Below are 20,114 nucleotides of genomic sequence, written 5' to 3'. Positions count from 1 at the left end.
GCGAACCGACATGAACGCATCCTTCCTTGCCAGCCGTTGCGAGTCACTCAACGGGAGGGTGGGCGCCCTCACTTTGGCGTCCGCGGCAGGGGCGACCTTGCTGCTCTCACAAGCGGCCATGCCGCTCGCCCCTTTGCGCCTTCTCACGCTCGCAACGGGCGCATTTGCCGTATGGGCCTTTTGCGACGAGATGGGGCTGAAGAAACCACTCAACCGGGCAGGGTTTGTGTTCTTCGCGGTGGCGGCCCTCGCCAAGGTGGAACTCGTGCTGGGCCTGCCCACCCCGCTTCTCGGGCGCCATGCCCTGCTGTACGCCGCGTTCCTGTTGCTCGCCCTCCTGTTCTGGTCCATCGCCTTTCTGCACCGGCAGCGTGAATTGAAGGTGGTGGGCGCCGTCGGCGTGCTGGCCACCTTGGCGCCACTGGCCGCCCTCATCGCCGGGCACCTGGTGGTGGGCCTGGGGGCAGCCACCGGCGTGCAAGGCCTGCTGGCAGCCGCAGAAGGCGCTTCGCCGACCGATCTCGGTTTTGTCACCACGGTGGAGCGCCTCTTTGGCATCTGGGGTTGTGCCGCTGCCTGGCTGCTATGGCGAGGCCACGTCAGCCCCCAAAGATGAAGGGGGCGTGCCCCTAGTTTGGAGGGCACACAGCGCTGTTCAGCACCGTGCCCTGTTCGTACGATTTGCGCGTGATCAGTTTCATGAACTGACGCCCGATCCGCTGCGGTCCTGGCGGAAATCGCCCTCTGGTTCATCCTCAAGGAGAGAACATGAAACACGCAGCAAACAAGCCCGTCCTGATCACAGGCGGCTCAGGCTTCATCGGGTCTTATCTGGCCATGGCATTGTTGCAGCGGGGGCAGCGCGTCGTGCTGTTTGACCGCGACCCCGATATCCGCCGCTTGACAGGCTTTGGCCAGGCCTTCACCCATTACCAGAAAGACGGCATGGTGTCCTTCGTGCAGGGCGACCTCAGCCTGCTCCCGCACGTGATGGCCTTGTTCGACAAACACGAGCCGCAATCGGTGTTCCACCTCGGCGCCTTGCTGTCGGCCGGCACGGAGTCCAACCCCACCATGGGGTTCCAGGTTGACCTCGTCGGCACCTGGAATGTGCTTGAAGCGGCGCGGATCTATTGCCAGCAGCGCCAGGGCACCCCGCCCATCAAGGTGCTGTTCCCCAGCACGATTGCGTCGTTCGGCAAGTTCCTGCCCAACCCCGGCAACGTGGCCAACGAATCGGTCCAGATGCCCACCACGATGTATGGCTGCGCCAAGGTGGCCAGCGAGCGCCTGGGCGAGTATTACCACGCCAAGAAATGGGTGGACTTCCGGGCGGTGCGCTTCCCCTCTGTGGTTGGCGCTGCGCGGGGCCCTGGCGGCACCACCGTCTATTCCACGCTGATGATGCAACTGCCCTTGCTGGGCAAGGTGTACGACGTCTATGTCAAGCCCGAGCGGCAGCTGGACGTGCTCTACGTGAAAGACGCTGTTCATGCCTTGACCTCTTTGCACGATGCGGCGCAGTTGCCTGACGACAAGCGCCGCGTCTACAACATCGCAGGCATGCGCATCCAGGGGCAGGCGCCGTCGGCCCAGCAGATTGCGGACGCGGTGGTTGCCAGTGGCGTGGCCGCAGACCGCATCACCTTCAATGCCTTCGACGCCGGGCTGGACACCACGGTGCAAGGCTTTGGCATCTTGAACGATGAAGCGGCCAAGGCCGATTGGGGCTGGGTTGGCGCGCAGCACGACTTGAATGCCACCATCACCGACTTTGCCAAGGAGTTGAAAGCCGCCCCCGGCCGGCTGAAGGCGCTGGAACTGTTCTGACCCAAAGCGGCCACAAAGGGCTGGCGCGGCGTCCGGCCCTCTTTTCAAGCTCATTCACCAAGGCAACACCTGGCCATACGAAATGTATATAATTTATATACATTTCGCATAGAGGCCATTGATGGGTATCGTCAAAATTTCAGACCTGATGCATGAGAACCTGCGGGTAGCGGGCAACGCCCTCAGCAGGTCCATCAATGCACAGGCAGAGCACTGGATGCGCGTGGGCATGCTGACCGAGCTGCACCCGGAGTTGAACCACCGTGAAATCTGCCAGCTGTTGATACGAGCCGAACTGGTGGGGGGGCTGGACATCACCGCGGCGGCCGCAGCGCCAGTTGGCAAGGCCTCTGCGGCCTCGAATGGGAAAGGGAAACACTAGTGGCCCGCGGCGTTCCCATTCATGACGCAGACGGCATCGAGATGGCACGGCGGGCTGCCAGACTGGCCGCCGAAGTGCTCGACATGATCGCACCCTATGTGGAGCCGGGCGTGAGCACGGAGGCGCTCGACCGCATCTGCCACGACCACATCGTCCATGTGCAAGGTGCCATCCCGGCCAACCTGGGCTACCACGACTATCCCAAGACCATCCTCACCTCGGTCAACCAGGTGGTCTGCCACGGCATTCCCTCGCGTGACCGGATCTTGAAGAAGGGCGACATCGTCAACATCGACGTGGCCGTCATCAAGGATGGCTGGTATGGCGACACCAGCCGCATGTACTTCGTCGGCGCCCCCAGCGCCTTGGCACGGCGCCTGGTGGAGACGGCCTACGAAGCCTTGCTGGCCGGCATCGGGCAGGTCAAGCCTGGCGCCACGCTGGGTGATGTGGGGCACGCCATCCAGTCGGTCGCGCACCGTGCGCATTTCAGCGTGGTGCGCGAATACTGCGGGCACGGCATTGGTCAGATCTACCACGATGACCCGCAAGTGTTGCACTACGGGCAACGCGGCGAAGGGCTCACGCTGGAGGCGGGCATGGTGTTCACCATCGAGCCGATGCTCAACGCAGGCCAGCGTGGCACCAGGCAACTGGCCGACGGGTGGACCGTGGTGACCAAGGACGGATCGCTGTCTGCCCAGTGGGAACACATGGTGGCGGTGACGCCCGAGGGGTGTGAGGTGCTGACGGCTTGGGCGGGGGGCTAGGCGGCGTAGGCCCTCTTGGAGCGAATTGGCGCGAGATCAGTCCGGCGGGGTGCTCTGCTCCGCTCGTGTCCCCCGCAATGGGCTTGCAGCCCATTGCTCCTCCTTTACCTCGCTGCGCAGAACACCCCACCGGACTGATCCAGAGACGCGGAGGCTGTTGAACGGCCGCACACAGGTCGAACATAACCGGTCGCAAATGGTCGTTGCCATTGATGATCGACGCATCCCCATCCATTGCTACCCTTGACCAATCGGCTGTCAACGGCAGCTTGGCAGCGATTACTGCTGTTGGCGGTCACGCACTGCACTCACGGTCTTGGCCACACTGCGGTCAATAAGCCAACGCGCCTGAAGCCACAGGAATGACCGATTTCGACGGCACTGCTGACATTGTCGCGGTCGATGCTCAGTTAGCGCCGCTTCGGTCGCACCAATGACTGCATCTGAAAGCGGCGAACTCGCGCTGCCGACCCATCAGCGACATTCAGCTTTGCGAATTCGAAGCCTGGGAGCAGCCATCCAGCGCCAGCTCATACAGGGTTCTGCCTCGCGCGCATTCATCGGCAAGACGGTTCATGACAGTTCAGCATCCATTGCACGCCGAAGCGGTCCGTTAGCTTTCCGTAGTAGTCGCCCCACGGCTGCATGCCGAGTGCAGTCGTTACGAGGCCTCCTGAACTCAGCGCACTGAACAGCCGATCGGTCGCTTGCCTGCTGTCCATTGCCAGATGGTGCGCGGATCCTCGCATCGGCTCGGCGTCATCGTTGTCCGAGGCGTAGAAGACGACGCCATCTCCTGCGAACTTTGCGTGCATGACCTTCCCGCGCATTGCCTCGCTCTTGGCAGGTATCCCGTCCGCGTCGTACCGCAGCATCTCGACAATCCGGCCCAGGCCGCATGCCTCGTAGAAGCGCAGGGCCTCCTCGCATGCGTCGGTAAAGAACAGGTAGTTTGAAAGCAGCATCAAGCGCTCCTGGTAGAAGGGATGGAGGCGCGATAGGTCCTCCTCGCATAACCTTTGACGCAAGCTCGCCCAATCAGCCCATGAGTTGCGCGTTGGTCAATGCCGCACCGCCAACTCCCCAGGCGCCGTCCACCGCGTGAACCACGTTCACCCAGATGCGCTCCTTGGGCTGCTTCTTGCCCGACATCGAGTGGATGATCTCGGTGGCCTCTTCGATGTACCCGGATTGAATCTCGCGGGTGTTGAATGCGAACGCCGGAACTTTCCACTCGATGAATGCAACGGCCGCCTCCTTCGATCCGGAGAACGTGTGCTCCTTTGGCACGATGTTGATCGAGCCAACAATGTTTGGCGCAATGGCTGCGTTCCCAACCAGTCCGTGCCACTTGAGCATGGCTTCGGAGAGCTGGGCGAAAGCCAGCGTTTCTTGGCCCTTAGGGAGAACGCCTTCGGTGAGAGTGAGGGTGAGCGGCATGAGATTTCTCGAGTCAGAGGGTTGCGGCGTCAAAAGCGACTTCGCCCGCCAATCGGGCTTTGCATAACGACCGTGATGCGAGTATAGATAACGGTCGTTATTCGGTCAACTACAATGTGATCTGGCTGATGGAGAGGATTTCAATGTCACGAGCTGAACAGAAGGCGAACACGCGTCAGCGCATTCTTGAGGGATCAGGACGTGCGTTTCGCAAGGGCGGATACGCGGGAACAGGCGTCGACGCTCTGGCCAAGGAGGCGGGCGTCACGTCTGGTGCCTTCTACGTTCACTTCGACTCCAAGAGCGACGCCTTCCGTGACTCGCTGAGACAAGGGATGGACGATTTGCGCGGAGGCATCCTCTACTTCCAAGCGGAGCATGGGCGCGCTTGGTGGCCGGAGTTCGTGCGGTTCTATCTCAGCGAAAAACGAACCTGTGACCTGTCAGAAGGCTGCACGCTGCAGACGATGCCGACTGAGGTGGCACGCTCCGACCAGGAGTCGCGCACTGCATTCGAAGTGGCATTGCGCGGAGTTGCACAGGCTGTCATAGATGGCCCTGCCTCGCCACGCGCACCCAGGAACCTTGAAGCAGCGTGTTCAGCTTTGGCTTCCCTGGTAGGCGCGGTGACGCTCGCACGTGCGGTTGGAAGCCCGGCCTTTGCAGATCAGATTGCGAATGCGGCCGAGGCGGCGCTGCTGGGCCCGGTTCGATGAAGGTAGCTTTGCTTCCCCAAAGCTGCCTCCCGTGAGTACCCGCAACTGGCCGTGAGCGTGAGTACCCGCAACTGGCCGTGAGCGTGAGTACACTGCAGTGCCGGGAAGCTGACCTTTACCGCCAGGCATTTAGCCAACCAAAGTCAGCTGTCGGCACCATCCGCGAACTGGTACTACCGGCCAAGAGCGGGTATTCGCGACCGTCATCTCCATGGCCAAGCGCACAGGCCGCAGGTCGCGGAAGGTCTACTGACGCGACAATTCCAACCCGAGTCGGTCCAAGCCTTCTTCCGTTCCGTGAAGGCGCTGGGCGCGGTCCTCATGCCCATCCAGGTAGGCAAGCTGTTCGGTGTAGACCATGCGCGTACCACGCCGACTGGCGAAGAACTCGACCGTTACCAGAGAGACCGACAGCCGGCGACCGTCGAGCCGGATGTCATAAGTAAAGACGATGCGCCGCGCATCCACGATGTCGAAGAAGACCTTTTCGATCTGCTGAACACGCCCGTCGGGGTAGACGACCTGATGCGTCTCATGACCGAGCGGGCGGAAGTCCAGACGGTACTCAGTGGTGTGCTCGGCATGGCAGTCAGACCAACGGCGCTTGGCCTGCGGGTCGGCCCAGGCCTGGAATACCGCCTCCGGAGTGGCGGAGAAGTCGCGCTCGATGACGAAGTCGGTGTGCGTGCTCGGAGTGTGCTTCATCGCGTGGCCTTGCCTTTCTGCTCGGCCAGATAGGCGTCGAGCCGGTCGAACTGTGCATTGAGCAGCGTTTTGCGTCTGGCAACCCAGGCTTCCATCTCATCCAGCGCCTTGGGCTGCGCCGTGTAGGTGCGCACGCGGCCCAGCTTCTGCGAGGCGACGAAGCCTCCTTGCTCGAGCACAGCCAGATGCTTGACTGCTGAGGGCAGCGCAATGCCCAACGGCTCGGCCAATTCGGACACCGAGGCCGGCCCGCGGCTCAGGCGGTCGAGCATGCCGCGGCGGTGCGCATCGGCCAGCGCGAAGAACATGCGGTCGAGGCGCACAGGGTCGGCCATCGCACGCATCTCAGATACTCGTTGGGTCGAAGAAGCGTCGAGACAAGCCAGCGCGACCAGGATAGAACTTGAACCAGGGCCGCGCCTCATCGATGACGCGCGCAACCGAGGGATGCGCCATCAATCTCTCGAAGTAGACCGCCAGATGCACATGCTGTGGCGGCAGCGGCACGTAGGTCACGGCATAGAACAAGGCAGGCGCAGCGGCGCAGTCGGCCATGCTGAACGAATCGCCGCTCACCCAGGTTCGTCCTTCAAGGTGGCGGTCGATAAATGCGTAAGCCGACGATAGACGCTCCCGCGCATCAGCCACGCTGTCGGCGTCGCGGCGACCTTCCGGACGCAAGAGGTCGGCGGTGAGCGCCTGCATCGGTGTCATCACGTACAGGTCGAACAGCCGGTCCCACAAGCGCACCTCCAGCGCAGCGTCCGCGTCTGGCGGGATGAGCGCGCTGGCAGGGCGTGCGTGGTGGCGTTGCAGGTGCTCGATGATGATGCTGGTCTCGGGAACCGGCCGGCCCTGGTCCACCAGCAACGGCATCTTGCCCATGGGCCACAATGCCAAATGTGCCGCACGCTCGGCGGGATCGCCCAGATTGAGCAGCCGCTTGTCGAGCTCGATCCCCAACACGTCGAGGGCGATCAGCACCTTGTGGCAGTAGCACGATAGGGGGTGGTAGTACAACGTGAGAGCAGTCATGCCAGCTCCTATAGTTTCCGAACATGGAAAGTATAGCCCAAGGGACTCGCTGTGTAGAGCGTCTGGTTGCGGGGGGCGAATCTTGTAGGGTGGACTTCGGCTGTGGGTCGGATCCGCCAGGTCGCATCACGTCGGACCGGCCATTCAGGTTTGGATCGTCGCCGCCAGCTGTCGAGTGTCAGGCTTCGACGGTACTGCTGCCATACGCGCGACTGTCCGCCGACTGGCCGGTGGTGATAGAAGCAGAGAAGCAGCCGCCCAGGCCCCCGAGGGCGAATGACTCTGACCAGCCTAAATGAACCCTCTCCCCGCACGCCCAATCACTTCAAGACAGGGGCGCCGGGTGGCCAACGCAGCGAAGTAAAGGGGGAGGTTCCGGCCACGCCGGAACCGGAGGACATGAGCGAAGTTGGCCACCTGGCGCCCCTGTCCCACGCCGACCTCAGCCAACACCCCACCCCGCACCGACAAGGTGCAAACCCCCTCCCCGCACCCCAAATTCGGTGCACACCCACCCCGCAAACGACCTCACCCCAGGCCTGCCCCTAGGGCAACAAAGCTGGCACACCACTTGCATCTCTCCTGCCGTGCACGCAGGTAAGGTCGCCTCAGCGTGCACACCCCCTCTCCGCTAACGACGGCGGAAACCAGTTGGATGCCCCAGGTCCGTGTTGACCAGGCGCCCGCTCATTTCCCCTTGTTTCAGGCAAGCCGCCAGGTTTGCCCTCGCCGTCGCAGGAGCACACATGAAGATCGTCGTCGTTGGTCATGGCATGGTTGGCCATAAATTCCTCGAAAGCCTGGCTGAGTCCGGCCTCAAGGATGCCGAAGTCACGGTCCTTTGCGAAGAGCCACGCCCCGCTTACGACCGGGTCCACCTCTCCGAATACTTCTCGGGCAAATCCGCTGAAGAGCTGTCCGTGGTCGAACCCGGCTTCTTCGAGCGCACCGGCTTCAAACTGCGCCTGGCCGCCAAGGCCGTGGCCATCGAGCGCCGCACCAACACCGTCACCACCGCCGACGGCGAAGAACTGGTCTACGACAAACTGGTGATGGCCACTGGCTCCGTGCCCTTCGTGCCCCCCATCCCCGGCCGCGAGCGCGACAAGTGCTTTGTCTACCGCACCATCGAAGACCTCGACGCCATGAAGGCCGCAGGTGCCAAGGCCAAGAACGGTGTGGTGGTGGGCGGCGGCCTGCTCGGCCTGGAATGCGCCAAGGCCCTGCGTGACATGGGCCTGGACACCCACGTCGTCGAGTTCGCCCCGCGCCTGATGGCCGTGCAGGTCGACGAGGGCGGTGGCCGCATCCTGCGCAACAAGATCGAAGCCCTGGGCGTGCACGTGCACACCAGCCGCAGCACGGTCAAGATCGTGGACGGCGCCGAACACCTGCACCGCATGGTGTTTGAAGACGGCAGCTACCTGGAGACCGACATGATCGTGTTCTCCGCCGGCATCCGCCCACGTGACGAGCTGGCCCGCCAATGCGTGCTGGCCATCGGCCCGCGCGGCGGCGTGGTGATCGACGACCACTGCCGCGCCAGCGACCACCATGTCTACGCCATTGGCGAGTGCGCCTCCTGGGGCGACCAGACTTTCGGCCTGGTGGCCCCCGGTTACGACATGGCCCGTATTGCCGCCAAACACATTGCCGGCGACGCCCAGGCCAGCTTCACCGGCGCCGACATGAGCACCAAGCTCAAGCTGATGGGCGTGGACGTGGCCTCCATTGGCGACGCCCAGGGCAAGACCGCGCACAGCCGCGCCTTCCAGTACATCGACGAAGTCAAGCAGATCTACAAGAAGATCGTGGTCAGCGAAGACGGCCAGAAGCTGCTGGGCGCCGTGCTGGTCGGCAATGCCGATGAATACGGCACCTTGCTGCAGATGGCGCTCAACGGCATCACCCTGCCCGAGTCCCCCGAGTTCCTGATCCTGCCCTCCAGCAATGGCAAGGCCAAGCCCGGCCTGGGCGTGGATGCCCTGCCCGACTGCGCCCAGATCTGCTCGTGCAACAACGTCACCAAGGGGCAGATCTGCGCCGCTGTGTGCGAGGGCGCCACCGACATCGGCAAACTCAAGGCCTGCACCAAGGCTGGCGCCACCTGCGGTGGTTGCGTGCCCCTGGTCACGCAGGTCATGAAGTTCGAGATGAAGAAGCAGGGCATGGAGGTGAACAACCACCTCTGCGAACACTTCGCCTACTCGCGCCAGGAGATGTACCACTTGATCCGCGTTGGCCAGATCAAGACCTTTGACGAGTTGCTGGCCAAGCACGGCAAGGGCCTGGGCTGCGACATCTGCAAACCCACCGCCGCGTCGATCCTCGCCTCGGTGTGGAACGACTTCGTCCTCAAGAAGGAACTGGCCAGCCTGCAAGACAGCAACGACTACTACCTGGGCAACATCCAGAAGGACGGCAGCTACTCGGTCGTGCCCCGCATGCCCGGTGGTGAGGTCACGCCTGATGGCCTGATCGCCGTGGGCACGGTGGCCAAGAAGTACGGCCTGTACACCAAGGTGACGGGCGGTGCCCGGGTCGACATGTTCGGTGCGCGTGTGGAGCAGTTGCCCCTGATCTGGGAAGAGCTGATCGCCGCGGGCTTTGAATCCGGTCATGCCTATGGCAAGTCGCTGCGCACCGTCAAGAGCTGCGTGGGCTCCACCTGGTGCCGCTATGGCGTGGACGACAGCGTGGGCCTGGCAGTCGAGCTGGAGAACCGCTACAAGGGCCTGCGCGCGCCGCACAAGATCAAGTTCGGTGTGTCCGGCTGCACGCGTGAATGCGCCGAAGCCCAGGGCAAGGACATCGGCGTGATCGCCACCGAGAAGGGCTGGAATTTGTACGTGTGCGGCAACGGTGGCATGAAGCCCAGGCACGCCGAACTCTTCGCTTCCGATCTGAGCAAGGCGGAGCTGATCAAGCTGATCGACCGCGTGCTGATGTTCTACGTGCGCACGGCCGACCGCCTGCAACGCACCAGCACCTGGCGCGACAACATGGAAGGCGGGCTGGATTACCTCCAGAACGTGATCCTGAACGACAGCCTGGGCCTGAACGCCGAGCTGGAAGCCCAGATGCAGCATGTGGTCGACACCTACCAGTGCGAATGGAAGACGGCCGTGACCACCCCCGAGGTGCGCCAGCGCTTCCGCTCTTTCGTCAACAGCGACAAGAAGGACGAGCACATCATCTTCGTGGAAGAGCGTGGCCAGATCCGCCCTGCCCGCCCTGAAGAACGCGAAACCGCCGATGAGGCCAACTGATGCGCCCAACTGAAGCAGCCCACTGTCATCACGCCTAGGAAAGAAACACCAGATGAACGCCGTACTGAAATCCGCCGAAGCCTGGGTCCCGGTCTGCCCCGTGGACGCCATCGTGCCCAACACGGGTGTGTGTGCCCTGGTGCAAGGCCGCCACGTCGCGGTTTTTCGCATCGGGCAAAATAAGCTGTTTGCCATCGACAACCTTGACCCCAAGACGGGCGCCAGTGTGCTGTCGCGCGGCCTGATCGGCAGCCTGGGTGACCGCGTGGTGGTGGCCTCGCCGCTGTACAAGCACCACTTTGACCTGCTCACCGGCGAGTGCCTGGAAACGCCGGACTACAACGTCAGCGTGCACGAGGTGCGCGCCGAAAACGGGCAGGTGCTGGTCGCGCTGAATTGATCAGCGGCATGCGCAGGGGCGAGTCAAATTGGGGACAATGGCACACCTGTGCCTTTGACCCCGATGCCCCGCCATGCCCTTGTCTGTCTCCCACCTCGTTCTGCGTGCCAAGCAACTGGAGATCGAGGCCGTGCGCCACCTGGCCGGGCGCGTCGAGCTGGCAGACGTCATCGGCCAGTTGATCCACGCGCTGCAGCGTGAGCGGGGCGCCACCAGCATCTTCCTGGCCTCTGGTGGGCAGCGCTTCCAGGCCGAGCGGCAGGCCGCCATGGACAAGGCCCGCCCCATCGAGGTGACGCTGCGCACGCTGTTCGAGCAACAACTGGCGCCAGCGCAAGGCGCCTCGGCCCGCACCCTCTCCCTGATGGCCTGGGCCCTGCTGGGCCTGGATGCCCTGGCCGATTTGCGCACGCAGATCGACCAGCGCACCCCGACCGCCCACGAGGCCGTGGCCGCCTTCAGCCGCCTGATTGCCGGCCTGGTGGAGTTGGTCTTCCATGTGGCCGATGCGGCCCTGCACCCCGGCATCTCCCGCCTGCTGGTGGCCTTTGTGCACCTGGTGCAAGGCAAGGAGGCCGCGGGCCAGGAGCGCGCCGTGGGTGCCCAGCTCTTTGCATCGGGCGCCAATGACGAAGCCGAACAACAACGCGTCGTGCACCTGATCGATGCACAAGAGCGCAGCCTGCGCGTGTTCGAAGAGTTCGCCGAACCCGCGCTGCGCGCCCGCTGGCAACAGCACCAGCTCAGCCCCACGGTGGCCCAGCTGGAGCGCCTGCGCCGCACCCTGTGCACCACCAAGCCCGGCGCCCCGCTGGACACGGCTTTGAGCGACACCTGGTTCGCCGTCTCCAGCGAACGCATCTCGGAGATGGGGCGGGTGCAGGTCGAGCTGGTACAAAGCCTGCGCCGGGCCTGCCAGACGCAGATCGAGGCCGCCGAGCGCAACCTGCAGGACTCCGAAGGCCTGTTGCGGCAGCTGCGGGACAACCCGCCCCCCCACAGCCATGCGGTCGCGCGCTTCTTCAACACCAATGAAGCACCGGACGCGGCACCGGCCCTGGCCACCCCCGATCAGCCCTCGGTGTCCTCCCTGGTGGACCTGCTGCAGGCCCAGTCCACACGCCTGGCCAGCATGGAGTCCGAACTGGAGGCCGCGCGGCGCGCCTTGCATGAGCGCAAGGTGATCGAGCGGGCCAAGGGCGCGCTGATGGCCCGCATGGGCCTCACCGAAGAAGCCGCCTTCCGCGCGCTGCAAAAGGCCTCCATGGACCACAACCGCAGGTTGCTGGACGTGGCCGAGGCCACCCTGGCCTTGCCCGACTTCGCGTTTGCGCCACCGGCCAGCACGCACCAGAAGTAAGCACGCACCCAGGCACGAAACCTGCATGCCACGGGCTGGTCAGGCTAATGACGGCCTGACATCTTGAATACGTGGATAACGGCGTCCCGTCCAGCATCGGCTTTGAGCTGATGCCTGGAAGGGGCGCCGTTTTGCTTTTCCATCCTCACTTTTCAAAGGAAGTCCGCATGGCTTACCTCGCACCTGCCGAGTTCGTGACCAAGATGGTCGATGCCGGTGAATCCAAGCTGCTGATGTCCACACGGGACACCCTCATCCGTGCCTACATGGCAGGCGCCATCCTGGCGCTGTCGGCCGCCTTCGCCATCAGCGTCAACGTGAACACGGGCAACCCGCTGCTTGGGGCTGTCTTGTTCCCCGTGGGCTTTTGCATGCTGTACCTGCTGGGCTTTGACCTGCTGACCGGTGTCTTCACCGTGGTGCCGCTGGCCGTGCTCGACAAGCGCCCTGGCGCCACCTGGGGCGGCGTCATGCGCAACTGGTCGCTGGTGTTCCTGGGCAACTTTGCCGGTGCGCTCACGGTGGCCGTGTTCATGGCCATCATCTTCACCTTCGGCTTCACCGAGGCGCCCAATGCCATCGGCGTGAAGATCGGCTCCATCGGTGAAGGCCGCACGGTGGGCTACGCCGCACACGGCGCCGCCGGCATGTTGACGCTGTTCATCCGCGGCGTGATGTGCAACTGGATGGTGTCGACCGGTGTGGTCGCCGCCATGATGTCGACCTCCGTCTCGGGCAAGGTCATCGGCATGTGGATGCCCATCATGTTGTTCTTCTACATGGGCTTCGAGCACTCCATCGTCAACATGTACCTCTTCCCATCGGGCCTGATGCTGGGTGGCCATTTCACGCTGATGGACTACTTCCTCTGGAACGAAATCCCCACGGTGATCGGCAACGTGGTGGGCGGCCTGACCTTTGTGGGCGCCACGCTGTACTCCACGCATTACAAGACCGCACCCAAGCGCGTCGCCGCCTGATCACCAGGTACCACGGGCAACCGAGGCACACGGGCTCATGAGCGCCCCACAGCCGGTGACGCTGCGCGTCACGCTCGGCCAGCATTCGCAGGCCGGGCGCAAGGCCGTCAACCAGGACTTCCATGGCGCGGCCGTGCCACAAGGCGCGCACCTGCTCACCAAAGGCATCGCCCTGGCCCTGGCAGACGGCATCAGCAGCAGCGCGGTCAGCCAGGTGGCCAGCGCCGCTGCGGTGCGCGGCTTCCTGGACGACTACTACTGCACCTCGGAGGCCTGGCCGGTGCGGCGTGCCGCGCAGCGTGTGCTGGATGCCACCAACTCCTGGCTCCATGCCCAGACCCAAAAGAGCGATGCCCGTTTCGACAAGGAGCGCGGCCACGTCTGCACCTTCAGCGCCCTGATCCTCAAGGGGCGCGAGGCCCATCTGCTGCATGTGGGGGATGCGCGCATCTACAAGCTGCACCCGCTGGCGCTGGAGCAACTCACCGAAGACCACCGCGTGCGCCTGTCGTCGGCCGAGACCTACCTGGGCCGCGCCCTGGGTGCCGGCCCCTCGGTGGACATCGACTACCACTGCTGGCCCACCGAAGTGGGAGACATCTATGTGCTGGCCACCGACGGCGCCTACGAGCACCTCGATGCCGCTGCCGTGCACGCGGCCTTGCAGCGGCACCCCACGGACTTTGACGCGGCCGCGGCCTCGCTCACCGCCCTCGCGCTGGAGCGGGGCAGCCAGGACAACCTCACGCTGCAGATCGTGCGCATTGATGCCCTGCCAGACGAGCAGGCCTCGATGCGGCTGGCCCAGCGAGAAGGCCTGCGCCTGCCGCCACCCTTGCAGCCACGCATGAGCTTTGAGGGCTACACCATCGTGCGCGAGCTGCATGCGAGTTCGCGCAGCCATGTGCACCTGGCGGTGGACCAGGCCAGCGGGCAGCAGGTGGTGCTCAAGACGGATGACCGACCACCCCAGGCCCGACATCGACAGCGTGCGGCGCATCGTCGCGCAGGTGGCCAAAGGCCTGCAGGCTTTTCACCGCAAGGAGATGCTGCATCAGGACCTGCGCCCCGAGAACCTGATGCTGGACCAGCACGGCACCATCAAGGTCATCGACCTGGCCTCCACGCACGTGGCCGGCCTGACCGAAGGCACGGCCGAGGCCCGCCCCCAGGCCATCCTCGGCTCGCTGCAGTACACCGCACCGGAGTACTTCGTGGGTGGCGTGGGCACACCGCAATCGGAGCTGTTCTCGCTGGCCGTGATCACCTACCAGTTGCTCACCGGCCAGCTGCCCTATGGCTTGCAGGTGACCCAGCTGCGCTCGCCCAGTGACCTGCATCGCCTGCGTTATGCCTCGCTCAGGGCGCACCGCCCCGACCTGCCGCCCTGGCTCGATGCCGTGCTGCGCCGGGCCCTGCATCCCCAGATGGCCAAACGGCAGGAGGCCCTGTCGGAGTTCGTGCATGACCTGCACACACCGGGGCCCCAGTACCAGCAGGACCGCACGCCCGCGCTGATCGAGCGCAACCCCGTGATCTTCTGGAAGGCCTTGTCGGCCGTGCTGGCGCTGGCCGTGCTGCTCTTGCTGGGCCTGCGCGTTCTGGGACGCTGAGGCCTTGTCGACGCGCCGGCGGCACAGCCGACGAAAGTCACTTTGAGCGCGCGATCGCCCTCGCCACAATGGCCGGCTTGAACTGCATGCCCCGCATGCCGCAAGGAGGCCCCATGAACCTGCTCTATGAAGGCTTTTCCGCCCTCCAGCAAGGCACGCTGGCTGGTGACTACGCACAGATGTTGACCATGGCCGAACGCAGCTTGAGCCAAGGTGCACCGCTGGCCGACTGGTTCGGCGCCGCAGACCGCGACGTGCTTGCGCGGCGGCTGCGCGCCATGCACACCGTGGTCAACGCCCCCAACCGCACGATCACCTTTGTCAACCGCGTGGGCGGCGTGCTGCGGGTGAAGTACAAATCGCTCTACGAGCCCAAGTTGATCAAGCCCGGCAAGGCCCCCGAAGACCTGAACGGGGTACTGGCCTATGTGTTCCCGACCGACCGCCGCGACGAGTTCGGCAGCGGCAGCACGGGCGGCCTGCTCAGCCACGTCGGCTCGGGCATGCGCATCTACATCGGCAACGAGTACTTCGGCAGCAACGACGCGGAACGCGCATCCACCATCTACCACGAGGTCACCCACAAGGTGCTGGCCACCGAGGACTATTCCTACGACGAGGCCGACTGCCTGGCCTTTGCGGCCACGCCGGCCAAGGCCATGCGCAACGCCGAAAACTACGGTTTCTTCCTGAGGCATTGCTGACGCGGCCGCCAAAGGCGGGGCCACCTGAGGTGCCCGCCAAGCGGCCTATGTTCCGCCCCAGCACCGTCAAGCCCTGTTCACACAAGCGCTCTACGCTCAAGCCCTGATCGACCAAGCCCGGTCGCCGCCATCAGCCATCAGGAGCAGCAGCAAGATGAGCAAGCCAGACGACAAACAACAGGCCGCCCGCCGCGCCTTCCTTTTCAACACCACGGCATCCGCCGCCGCTGGCGTGGCCGTGCCCGCCTTGTTCAAGCCCGGCTGGGCGCAGACCCAGAGCGCACCAGCCATCATCACCGCCGACGCCGAGCGCCCAGTGGCCGCACAAGGCCTGCAACTGGGTGACCCACGGGGTGACGCCATGATGGTGTGGAGCCGTGCGGACCGCCCCGCGCGCATGCTGGTCGAATACAGCCTGGATGCGTCCTTCAAGAAGTCCACCAAAGTGGTTGGGCCCTACGCCCTGGAGACCACCGACTTCACCGCCCGCCAGGACCTCACCCGGCTGCCTGGTGGCCGCGAGGTCTTCGTGCGCGTCAGCTTCCAGAGCCTGCACAACGACCGCGCCCTGAGTGAGCCGCTCACCACGCGCTTCACCACCCTGCCCTGCTTTGCCTCTGATCTGAGCTGGCTCACCGGTGGCCGCGGCCGTGGCCATGCCGGCCAGGACATCCGCTTTCAATGGGGTGGCGACACGGCCGGCCAGGGCTGGGGCATCAACACCAGCTTTGGCGGCATGAAGATCTACGAAGCCATGCGCCAGCGCGCACCGCACTTCTTCATCCACAGCGGCGACAACATCTATGCCGACGGCCCCATCAAGGAAAGCGTCACGGCCGAAGGTGGCCAGTTGTGGACCAACATCGTCACCCCCGAAGTCAGCAAGGTGGCCGAGACCCTGGACGAGTTCCGTGGCCGCTACCGCTACAACCTGCTGGACGAGAACCTGCGCCGCTTCAATGCCGAGGTGCCGCAGATCTGGCAGTGGGATGACCACGAGGTGTGCAACAACTGGTCGGACTCGAAAGACCTCAGTGGCGATGCCCGCTACACCGAGAAGAACGTGCCCCTGCTGACCGCGCGTGGTGCCCGCGCCTTCATGGAATACGCGCCGATGCGCCCGCACGACGCCAGCGAGTCGCAACGCGTGTACCGCAAGTTCTGCTATGGCCCGCTGCTGGAGGTGTTCGTGCTGGACATGCGCGCCTACCGCGGCCCCAACAGCGCCAACCTGCAGACCCAAGCCGGCCCCGACACGGCCTTCCTGGGCCGCGAACAGCTGGACTGGCTCAAGCAGGGCCTGGCCAGCTCACGCGCCGTGTGGAAAGTGATCGCCGCCGACATGCCCATCGGCCTGAACGTGGGTGATGGCAAGACGGCCCAAGGCCTGGACCGCTGGGAGGCCGTGGCCAACGGCCACAACGGGGCCCCCGCCGGGCGCGAGCTGGAGTTCGCCGAGCTGTTGGGCTTCCTCAAGAAGCAGCGCGTGCGCAACACCGTGTGGCTGACCGCCGACGTGCACTACTGCGCAGCCCACTACTACGACCCGAACAAGGCCACCTTCCAGGACTTCGATCCCTTCTGGGAGTTCGTCTCCGGCCCGCTCAACGCCGGCAGCTTCGGCCCCAACACGCTGGATGGCACCTTCGGCCCGCAGGTCACGTTCTACAAGGCCCCACCTGCCGGCCAGGCCAACCTGTCGCCGCTGTCAGGCCTGCAGTTCTTCGGTGAGATCAACATCGATGCACAAAGCAGCGAGCTCACCGTGGACCTGCGCGACATCCACGGCGACTCGGTCTACAGCAAGACGCTGCAGCCACGCATGGGTTGAGCCTGACCTGAAGCCGGCCCAAGGGCCCGGTGATCAGGCCGGCTTGCGGTAGATCGAGGGCTTGACCATCTTCAGCGACTCGGTCACGCCATGCAGGCTCTCCGAATGGCTGATGATGAAGTAACCACCAGGCCGCAGCTTGCTCATCAAGCGGGACACCACCTGGCGCTTGGTCTCCACCGAGAAGTAGATCATCACGTTGCGCAGGAAGATCACGTCAAACACACCGACATCGGGCAAGGTGGCGTTCAGGTTGATCTGCTCGAAGCGGATGCTGTCGCGGATGGCCTTGTCCAGCAGCATCCAGCCCTCCTGGCGCCCGATCCCCTTGAGGCAATAGGCGTTGCGATAGGGCTTGGGGATGTCGGCGGCGTCTTCCAGCGGGTACATGCCTTTTCTGGCCGTCTCCAGCACACGCGTGCTGATGTCGGACGCCAGGATCTCGAAGCGCCAGTGGCCCAGCGCATCGGCCAGCGTCATGGCCAGGGTGTAGGGCTCTTCCCCGCTGGAGCAAGCCCCGCTCCAGACCCGCACCTGCTGCTGCCTGCCCAGCTCCGGCACGATGGTGTCGGCCAGGAACTCGAAGTGCTTGGGCTCGCGAAAGAAGAAGGTTTCATTGGTCGTCAGCAAGTCGACTGACATCTGGCGCTCTTTGGCGTCTTGCGAGACGATCCTGAAGTACTCGCCATACGAGTTCAGACCATGGTGCGCCAGGCGCTTGGCCAGCCGCCCGCTGACCAGCGGCTTCTTGACATCGCTCATGTGGATGCCGGCCTCATCGAAGATGAGTTGCCGAAACCCGTGGAACTCCTTGTCTGACAGAACCGGCAGCATGGGGGGCCTCAGCTTTCCAGGTGTGCCGGGCCATGGCTGACCTCACCCAGCATGGCGATCTCTTCGACGGACAGCACCTTGCCCAGATCCAGCAGGATCACGAAGTTGCCCTTGACCTTGGCCATGCCATCGATGAAGTCGGCGCGGATGCGCGTGCCAAAGCTGGGTGCGGGCTCGACATCGGCGCTGTCGATCTGACGCACGGCACTGACCGCGTCCACCACGATGCCCAGCACATGCGTGTCGTTGTCGGCCTGCACCTCCAGGATCACCACGCAGGTCCGCCGCGAGATCTCGGTGTGCGCGCGGCCAAAGCGGGCGTTCAGGTCGATGACGGGCACCACCGCCCCACGCAGGTTGATGACCCCGCGGATGTAGCCCGGCATCATGGGCACCGAGGTGACGTTGCCGTACTCGATGATCTCGCGCACCCGCAGCGTGCCCACGGCGAACAGCTCATTGGCCAGGCTGAAGATCAGGTACTGGCTGACCATATTGGCCTTGCCCGAGGCGGACGTGCCAACTGTCGCAACAGCAGTGTTCATGGCTCACTCCTCGAACTTGACGAACTCTGATGCGTGGCTGGGCGAGGCCTCACGCTTGCGTGGTGTGGCGCGGCCCACGGCCTGGCGTGACGCGCTGCTTCGGGCGGCGCGGGCGATGACGCTGGAGGCGGCCACGGCCTGCTGGTTGCTGCCTGCGGTGGTGAAGAAGCTCATCAGCTCCTGCAGCTGCTCGGCCTGGCCGCTCATTTCCTCGGCGGTGGCGGCCAGCTCTTCCGATGCGCTGGAGTTCTCCTGCGTCAGCTGCGAAAGCTGGGTCACCGCGGTGTTGATCTGCCAGATGCCGCTGGACTGCTCGTCGGACGCCGAGGCGATCTCCTGGACCAGATCGGAGGTCTTGGAGATGGAGGGCACGATGGCGTCCAGCAGGCCGCCTGCATGCTCGGCCAGGGACACGCTGTTCTTGGCCACTTCACCGATTTCCTGTGCAGCTTCCTGGCTGCGCTCGGCCAGCTTGCGCACCTCGTCGGCCACCACGGCAAAGCCCTTGCCATGCTCACCGGCACGGGCCGCTTCGATCGCCGCGTTCAAGGCCAGCAGGTTGGTCTGGTAGGCGATGTCATCGACGATGCTGATCTTGTCGGCAATGGTCTTCATCGCCTGCACGGTTTCCTTGACAGCCTGGCCACCCTCGACGGCCTCCTTGGCGGCCTTGGACGACATGCCCTCGGTCACCTTGGCGTTGTCGGCGTTCTGTTGCACCGAGCTGGACATCTGCTCGATCGAGGCCGAGGTCTCCTCCACGCTGGAGGCCTGTTCGCTGGCGCCCTGGCTGATGCTCTGGGCCGTGGCCGACACCTGCTCGGCAGCGGCAGACAAGGCATCCGAGGCCGTACGCACGTCACCAATGATGTGGGAGAGCTTGTCGGCCATGCCCTTGACGGAGGCCAGCATGCTGGTGGTGTCACCCGATGCCAGATCGACCTGAACCGTCAGGTCACCGGCGGCCACCTTGCGCACGATCTCGCTCACATAAGCGGGCTCACCACCGAGCTGGCGCAGGATGCTGCGGGTGATCCATGCACCGATCAGGCCCAGGACGACCAGCAACACGGCCGCGCTGCCGAGCATCAAGGTCTTGGACGAGGCCACCTGCTTGTCACCATCCTGCACCGCTTCGTTGCCGACCTTCACGTTCAGGTCCACGATCTTGTCCAGCGTGGCCTCTGCTTTGGCAAACAAGGGATCGTTGTCTGCGCATCGCTTGTAGAAGTCCACAAACAGGGCCTTCTGGCGCGGTGCATCGGTGTTGGTGCTCAAGGCCGCGATGGTCTCGGTGATCTTGCCCTCAGCCGCCTTCCAGTCGTTCCACTCTTTGACAAACTGGGTCCACAGCACGGCTTCTTCCGGCGTTTGAGGCAGGGGCTCGTACATCTTCCAGCCATCTTCCGCACGCTTCCAGACGACGTCTTTTTCTTTCACGCTGCCGGCGAACTTGGTTTGAGCCTGGTAGTCGTTTTCAGAAAAGGCCACCAGGCGGTTGGCGGCGGCAATCGCGGTCTGCGCCTCGTTCATCATCTCCAGCCCCAACACAGAGGGCAAGCGATTCTTGCCAACCTCAGACAAGGAGCCGGAGGTGGCGATCAGACCGCTCCAACCGACCGCGCCCACAATGGCCAGGGCCAACAGGGCAACCGAGAGCAAGCCGATCAGTTTGGCTTTGAGAGAAAGCTGGTTCATGG

General features: G+C 64.2%; 20 protein-coding genes and 1 pseudogene. 13 read left to right on the top strand and 8 right to left on the bottom strand.

Annotated features, from left to right (window positions below; all coding sequences use genetic code 11):
* The first annotated feature begins 10 nt into the window (after positions 1-10).
* The 4 genes from HY019_RS09625 (at position 11) to map (ending at position 2,982) form a co-directional block, all read left to right on the top strand.
* Positions 11-616, top strand: a complete 606-nt coding sequence (locus tag HY019_RS09625) for a hypothetical protein (protein WP_290691218.1) — start codon at positions 11-13, stop codon at positions 614-616.
* Between the two features lie 152 nt (positions 617-768).
* Positions 769-1,830, top strand: a complete 1,062-nt coding sequence (locus HY019_RS09620) for an NAD-dependent epimerase/dehydratase family protein (RefSeq protein WP_290691215.1) — start codon at positions 769-771, stop codon at positions 1,828-1,830.
* Between the two features lie 121 nt (positions 1,831-1,951).
* Positions 1,952-2,212 carry a ParD-like family protein gene (locus tag HY019_RS09615; RefSeq protein WP_290691213.1) on the top strand — a complete coding sequence of 87 codons (261 nt, stop codon included), beginning with the start codon at positions 1,952-1,954 and terminating at the stop codon, positions 2,210-2,212.
* The gene (map, locus tag HY019_RS09610) at positions 2,212-2,982 is read left to right on the top strand and encodes a type I methionyl aminopeptidase (protein WP_290691209.1); all 771 of its coding nucleotides are present in this window, start codon (positions 2,212-2,214) and stop codon (positions 2,980-2,982) included. The genes HY019_RS09615 and map overlap by 1 nt, the downstream gene beginning before the upstream one ends.
* A 557-nt stretch (positions 2,983-3,539) precedes the next feature.
* On the opposite strand, the gene HY019_RS09605 is transcribed toward map, so the two are convergent.
* Both HY019_RS09605 and HY019_RS09600 read right to left on the bottom strand, forming a co-directional pair.
* On the bottom strand, positions 3,540-3,947 hold the full coding sequence (locus tag HY019_RS09605) for a VOC family protein (RefSeq protein ID WP_290691206.1): 408 nt from the start codon (positions 3,945-3,947) through the stop codon (positions 3,540-3,542).
* Positions 3,948-4,020: 73 nt separating this feature from the next.
* Positions 4,021-4,422 (bottom strand): 4-oxalocrotonate tautomerase, encoded by a 402-nt coding sequence (locus tag HY019_RS09600; protein WP_290691202.1) that lies wholly within the window; start codon positions 4,420-4,422, stop codon positions 4,021-4,023.
* 59 nt (positions 4,423-4,481) lie between these two features.
* Here HY019_RS09600 and HY019_RS09595 point away from each other — a divergent pair, with 59 nt between their 5' ends.
* Positions 4,482-5,138, top strand: coding sequence for a TetR/AcrR family transcriptional regulator (locus HY019_RS09595; protein ID WP_290691199.1), 657 nt, complete (start codon positions 4,482-4,484; stop codon positions 5,136-5,138).
* Between the two features lie 246 nt (positions 5,139-5,384).
* On the opposite strand, the gene HY019_RS09590 is transcribed toward HY019_RS09595, so the two are convergent.
* The 3 genes from HY019_RS09590 to HY019_RS09580 are packed head-to-tail and all read right to left on the bottom strand — an operon-like array spanning position 5,385 to position 6,878.
* On the bottom strand, positions 5,385-5,843 hold the full coding sequence (locus HY019_RS09590) for an SRPBCC family protein (RefSeq protein WP_290691197.1): 459 nt from the start codon (positions 5,841-5,843) through the stop codon (positions 5,385-5,387).
* A complete protein-coding gene (locus HY019_RS09585) occupies positions 5,840-6,187 on the bottom strand; it encodes a metalloregulator ArsR/SmtB family transcription factor (RefSeq protein ID WP_290691195.1) in 348 nt (115 codons plus the stop codon). The genes HY019_RS09590 and HY019_RS09585 overlap by 4 nt, the downstream gene beginning before the upstream one ends.
* Position 6,188: 1 nt before the next feature.
* Positions 6,189-6,878, bottom strand: coding sequence for a glutathione S-transferase family protein (locus HY019_RS09580; protein ID WP_290691193.1), 690 nt, complete (start codon positions 6,876-6,878; stop codon positions 6,189-6,191).
* 746 nt (positions 6,879-7,624) lie between these two features.
* Between HY019_RS09580 and nirB the strand changes: the two genes are divergently transcribed.
* From nirB to HY019_RS09545, 8 genes and pseudogenes are all read left to right on the top strand, one after another.
* On the top strand, positions 7,625-10,147 hold the full coding sequence (gene nirB / locus HY019_RS09575) for a nitrite reductase large subunit NirB (protein WP_290691190.1): 2,523 nt from the start codon (positions 7,625-7,627) through the stop codon (positions 10,145-10,147).
* Positions 10,148-10,199: 52 nt separating this feature from the next.
* The gene (gene nirD / locus HY019_RS09570) at positions 10,200-10,547 is read left to right on the top strand and encodes a nitrite reductase small subunit NirD (RefSeq protein ID WP_290691186.1); all 348 of its coding nucleotides are present in this window, start codon (positions 10,200-10,202) and stop codon (positions 10,545-10,547) included.
* Positions 10,548-10,620: 73 nt separating this feature from the next.
* Positions 10,621-11,907, top strand: a complete 1,287-nt coding sequence (locus HY019_RS09565) for a nitrate- and nitrite sensing domain-containing protein (protein ID WP_290691184.1) — start codon at positions 10,621-10,623, stop codon at positions 11,905-11,907.
* 167 nt (positions 11,908-12,074) lie between these two features.
* Positions 12,075-12,887 (top strand): formate/nitrite transporter family protein, encoded by an 813-nt coding sequence (locus HY019_RS09560; RefSeq protein ID WP_290691181.1) that lies wholly within the window; start codon positions 12,075-12,077, stop codon positions 12,885-12,887.
* Between the two features lie 37 nt (positions 12,888-12,924).
* Positions 12,925-13,473: pseudogene (locus HY019_RS21535) on the top strand (protein phosphatase 2C domain-containing protein); the annotation flags it as partial.
* A gap of 298 nt (positions 13,474-13,771) precedes the next feature.
* The gene (locus tag HY019_RS21530) at positions 13,772-14,500 is read left to right on the top strand and encodes a protein kinase (protein ID WP_363302624.1); all 729 of its coding nucleotides are present in this window, start codon (positions 13,772-13,774) and stop codon (positions 14,498-14,500) included.
* A gap of 113 nt (positions 14,501-14,613) precedes the next feature.
* A complete protein-coding gene (locus HY019_RS09550) occupies positions 14,614-15,204 on the top strand; it encodes a M35 family metallo-endopeptidase (RefSeq protein WP_290691179.1) in 591 nt (196 codons plus the stop codon).
* Between the two features lie 154 nt (positions 15,205-15,358).
* Positions 15,359-17,035: an alkaline phosphatase D family protein gene (locus HY019_RS09545; protein WP_290691176.1), complete on the top strand. Its 1,677-nt coding sequence runs from the start codon at positions 15,359-15,361 to the stop codon at positions 17,033-17,035.
* Positions 17,036-17,068: 33 nt separating this feature from the next.
* Here the strand turns inward: HY019_RS09545 and HY019_RS09540 are convergent, their stop codons facing one another.
* The 3 genes from HY019_RS09540 to HY019_RS09530 are packed head-to-tail and all read right to left on the bottom strand — an operon-like array spanning position 17,069 to position 20,112.
* On the bottom strand, positions 17,069-17,869 hold the full coding sequence (locus HY019_RS09540) for a protein-glutamate O-methyltransferase CheR (RefSeq protein ID WP_290691170.1): 801 nt from the start codon (positions 17,867-17,869) through the stop codon (positions 17,069-17,071).
* An 8-nt stretch (positions 17,870-17,877) separates the two neighbouring features.
* Positions 17,878-18,414, bottom strand: a complete 537-nt coding sequence (locus HY019_RS09535) for a chemotaxis protein CheW (protein ID WP_290691167.1) — start codon at positions 18,412-18,414, stop codon at positions 17,878-17,880.
* Positions 18,415-18,417: 3 nt separating this feature from the next.
* On the bottom strand, positions 18,418-20,112 hold the full coding sequence (locus HY019_RS09530; protein ID WP_290691164.1) for a methyl-accepting chemotaxis protein: 1,695 nt from the start codon (positions 20,110-20,112) through the stop codon (positions 18,418-18,420).
* Positions 20,113-20,114: the final 2 nt, after the last annotated feature.

The sequence above is a fragment of the Aquabacterium sp. genome (assembly GCF_016195855.1).
Classification (GTDB): domain Bacteria; phylum Pseudomonadota; class Gammaproteobacteria; order Burkholderiales; family Burkholderiaceae_C; genus Aquabacterium.
Note: the sequence above shows the minus strand (reverse complement) of the source record. Positions and strands in the feature narration are given on the sequence as shown.